Consider the following 4540-nt stretch of genomic DNA (forward strand, 5'->3'; position numbering starts at 1 on the left):
AATGAAAAAGGGTGACCCGTTCAGTCGTTATTGACTTTTGGGTCACCCTCTTTTGCATTTTTATTAATTAAGGAATTAATAAGCGAAGATGGGATATGATTTCATTGTTTGGTTCACTTTTTCACGAACGGCTTTAATAATGTTTCCATCTTCAGGATGAGCTAAAACAGTATCTATCATTTCAACGATTTCGAGCATGAGATCTTCTTTTGCTCCTCGTGTCGTAATCGCCGGAGTTCCTATACGAATACCGGATGTCTGGAATGGTGAACGGCTGTCGAAAGGAACCATATTTTTATTTACGGTAATATCTGCTTCGACCAGAACTTTCTCGGCAACTTTACCGGTAAGTTCAGGGAATTTTGTACGGAGATCGATCAGCATGCAATGATTATCCGTTCCGTTTGAAATAATCTTGTATCCCTTATCCATAAACGCTTGAGCCATAACTGCGGCATTTTTCTTGACTTGCGTCTGATAAGTTTTATATTCTGGTTGCAATGCTTCTCCGAATGAAACGGCTTTAGCTGCAATAACGTGTTCCAACGGTCCACCCTGCACTCCGGGGAATACTGCAGAATCAAGAAGCGCTGACATTTTCTTGATTTCTCCTTTAGGAGTTGTTTTTCCCCAAGGATTGTCAAAATCTTTTCCTAATAAAATGATTCCGCCACGAGGTCCACGCAAGGTTTTATGAGTCGTAGAAGTTACTATGTGTGCATATTTTAACGGATTATCCAATAATCCGGCAGCAATAAGTCCTGCAGGATGAGCCATGTCTATCATGAAAATAGCTCCTATTTCATCTGCGATTTTGCGCATGCGAGCATAATCCCATTCGCGAGAATAAGCCGAAGCTCCACCGATGATTAATTTCGGACGTTCACGAAGGGCGACTTCTTCCATCATATCGTAATCCACATATCCGGTATCTTCTTTTACACCATATTCCAGTGGCTGGAACATCAGCCCTGAAAAGTTAACAGGTGAACCATGAGATAAATGCCCTCCGTGAGATAAATTTAACCCGAGGAATTTATCTCCGGGATTTAACACTGCCATGAAAACAGCCATATTGGCCTGTGCTCCGGAATGCGGTTGCACATTAGCCCATTCTGCTCCGAAAATTTCTTTGATTCTGTCTATTGCGATTTGTTCACTTTGGTCTATTACCTCACATCCGCCGTAATATCTCTTTCCGGGATATCCTTCTGCATATTTGTTGGTTAGGCAAGATCCCATAGCTTGCATTACTTGATCACTTACAAAGTTTTCTGAAGCGATGAGTTCTATTCCCTTCAGTTGTCTTTGATGTTCTTGTTCGATAATGTCGAAAATAGCATTGTCTCTTTTCATTGTTGTGCTTTATATAAGATGGTGTTTATGTTTTCGTTGTGCAAAGATACCTTTTTTCGTTGTTCTTATAAAATAATACCGACCGAAAAACTGAGAAGATTAATACCTCTTTTTAAATAAATGTTTCCTTCTGATATATTTATTCCGTCTTTATAGAGGACGTATGTCGTAGGATGTGTGAGGTTTGTAATTCCGAATTCATAGCGAAAATCGATAAAAAAGCGAGAGATGGATGTTCCAAGTCCCAAAACGAAATTTGCAGTTAACGGACGGATGTGTTCATCCATGACAAATTCATACGTTTCCGGTGCGGAGAGTTCGCTCTTTTTCTTATATAGATATTTAAGTTTTGGACCAGCAAAAAAAGACAACTCGTACGGACCTTGTTTGATGAAGTTATATCCGTATAATAAAGGTATGTCTAAAGAATAAATTCTATTACCGACCGTTATTCCTTCCATGTACCCGATAGATCCGTCGGTAATGACCGATTCGGGTCTCGGACTCATCCGATAACGCATATAATGCGTTTCTGCTTCAAGTTGAAGATAATGTTTGTTGAAATTGGTTCGGGCAAACAGGGATGTGAGAATCCCCATTTTTGAATTTGTTGATGGCTCTTCTATTTTTATACCGTTGATTTGACTTTTTCGCATATCGACGAAAGGGGCGTTTACTCCGATACGGACTCCCCAATTGAATAATTTTTTTTGGGACATACCGGACTGTGCCGATACCGTACCGGTAAAAAATAAATATGTACAGAATAAAAATAGAATGTACAGTCTCATTTCTTCTTTTTCTTTTTTTGTACCGACCAACCGAACTTACCTATTTCTTTGCCGATCCCGTAATAATGACCGTGCGAATAAACCAATAATCGAGCTTTTTCGAGATCGAAAGCTCCGTTTTCGGGATTAATGAATTGCTCGTCGGCAATAACGTTGACAACCTCTGATATAAACATATCATGAGATCCTAAGTTCACGATTTCCTTAACTTTACATTCTATGCATAAAGGCGATTCTTCAATATAGGGAGCAGCTATTTTTTCTGAAGGAACGGGAGTCAGCTCGCTTTCTGCAAATTTATTATAATCTTTTCCAGATCGAATACCGCACCAGTCGGTTGCTCTTGCCATATTTTCTGTTGTCAGATTAATGACAAATTCCTTATTTTCCTTTAAGATAGAATATGAATATCGTTCGGGACGTACAGATATGTAACACATTGGCGGATTGGTGCAGATAGTTCCTACCCAGCTTACGGTAAATAAATTATACTGTTCCGGATGGTTTCCACAACTGACCAATACCGCAGGTAACGGATAAATCATCGTACCCGGTTTCCAATTCTGTTTTTTCCTGTTTGCCATTAACGAATTTCTATATCTTTTTGAGAAATAGCCCGTTCGCAATATTTGCATTTTACTTCAACGGTTTCTTTATTAATGACGCGAAAGACCGTATTCATCGGTTCGTTGTTGGTGATGCATTTAGGGTTATTGCAACGGATAATACCTGTTAATTCATCAGGTAGGGTAACAACTCTTTTTTCGGTTACCTGATAGTCTCTGATGATATTGATCTTTGCATTCGGAGCTATTAATGCGATTTTATTGATCTCTTCTTCTTTGAAGAACGTATCAGCGATTTTGATAATTCCTTTATGTCCTATTTTTTTACTTATCAGATTATTTCCGATAGTAATACTTTTGTTTAGATGTTCTAATCCGAGAAGTGAAACAACTTTGAACAGTTGGTTTGAAGGAATATGATCGATAACCGTTCCGTTTTCCAATGCAGCTACTTCGAGCTCTTTTTTATGTATAGCCATGATTCTATTTTCTTTTCTTAAATGTTAAATTTCGATACCTAATACTTTGCATATAATAGCTTGACGGGCATATAATCCGTTTTTAGCTTGCTCGAAATAATAGGCTTTCGGATTATCGTCTACGTCGTATGCGATTTCATTTACACGAGGAAGTGGGTGCAGTATTCGTAAGTTCGGTTTGCTGTTTTCCAACATTTGATTATGTAGTGTATATACATTTTTTACTTTTTCATATTCCATGAGATCGGTAAAACGTTCTCGTTGCACACGGGTCATATATAATATATCCGCTTGATTGATGACTTCTTCTGTGAAATCTTGGTGCTCTTGATAAGGTATTCCTAATTTATCGCAATATATTTTATATTCTTCCGGCATTTTCAGTTCCTCAGGGGCTACGAAATGAAACGTAGGTTTGAAGTGAGACATTGCCATAAGTAAAGAGTGTACGGTTCTTCCGTATTTTAGGTCTCCCACCATTGTAATGTTTAGATTCTCTAATGTTCCTTGAGTCTTATATATAGAGTAAAGATCGAGCATTGTTTGCGACGGATGCTGGTTAGCTCCGTCTCCTGCATTTATGATAGGAATTGAAGAAACCTCGGATGCATATCGAGCGGCTCCGTCTAAATAATGACGCATGATAATGAGATCTACATAGTTACTAACCATCATTATTGTATCTTTAAGGGTTTCTCCCTTGGTCGAACTCGTAGTTGATGCGTCGGAAAAACCGATAATTCTCCCTCCCAATCGGTTTACTGCCGTTTCGAAACTGAGTCGGGTACGTGTAGATGGTTCAAAAAATAGGGTTGCAATCACTTTTCCTTCCAATACTTTTCTGTTCGGGTTTTCTTCAAATTTTCTTGCTTGCTCCAGCAGATCCAGAATTTCTTCTTTAGAGTAGTCGGTGATAGATACTAAACTCTCTTTTCTCATATTGCGGTATGTTTTAAGAATATAGATTTATATAACAAATAGACCGGTTTGGCATGAAGAGTCAAATCGGTCTATTTACAATTTCTGATCGAGTGTTTATATTCCCTACACTTCTGTAAGTGTGTGAAATCAAAATGTTTATATTTCTTTGTATTTTGTTTCATCTACACTACAAAAATAGTAAAAAAAGTCTATATCAAAGCTTTTCTGCTTAAATTTTCTTGTTCTGTATTTCAATCAATTTATAAATGAAATATTTATATTACCTTTGACGAAAAATATGAGAATTCATAATTTGTATATCCGGAAACCGTACGGATATAATTTGAGATATTGCTAAACGAATATGTTTCAAAACAAAATTTGAAATGCCAGAACTGCCTAAGAAAAAATCCGGATCTATTTCCAG

At 37.6% G+C, this 4540-nt stretch carries 5 protein-coding genes; all 5 read right to left on the reverse strand.

Going from position 1 to position 4540, the window contains the following annotated elements; all coding sequences use genetic code 11:
* Window positions 1–75: 75 nt before the first annotated feature.
* The 5 genes from glyA to pyrB all read right to left on the reverse strand — a co-directional run bounded on the left by glyA (window position 76) and on the right by pyrB (window position 4131).
* Window positions 76–1356, reverse strand: coding sequence for a serine hydroxymethyltransferase (gene glyA / locus AC1WHX_RS10670; RefSeq protein WP_303117016.1), 1281 nt, complete (start codon window positions 1354–1356; stop codon window positions 76–78).
* A 65-nt stretch (window positions 1357–1421) separates the two neighbouring features.
* Entirely contained in the window at window positions 1422–2147 is a 726-nt protein-coding gene (locus AC1WHX_RS10675) for a porin family protein (protein ID WP_147412127.1), read from the reverse strand.
* On the reverse strand, window positions 2144–2731 hold the full coding sequence (locus AC1WHX_RS10680) for a flavin reductase family protein (RefSeq protein ID WP_303117019.1): 588 nt from the start codon (window positions 2729–2731) through the stop codon (window positions 2144–2146). Before AC1WHX_RS10680 ends, AC1WHX_RS10675 begins: the two co-directional genes overlap by 4 nt.
* Complete coding sequence (pyrI, locus tag AC1WHX_RS10685; protein ID WP_174371910.1) at window positions 2731–3195, reverse strand: aspartate carbamoyltransferase regulatory subunit; 465 nt, start codon at window positions 3193–3195, stop codon at window positions 2731–2733. Before pyrI ends, AC1WHX_RS10680 begins: the two co-directional genes overlap by 1 nt.
* Window positions 3196–3216: 21 nt before the next feature.
* Complete coding sequence (gene pyrB / locus AC1WHX_RS10690; protein WP_022601897.1) at window positions 3217–4131, reverse strand: aspartate carbamoyltransferase; 915 nt, start codon at window positions 4129–4131, stop codon at window positions 3217–3219.
* Between the last annotated feature and the right edge of the window lie 409 nt (window positions 4132–4540).

The organism is Coprobacter sp., assembly GCF_982436375.1.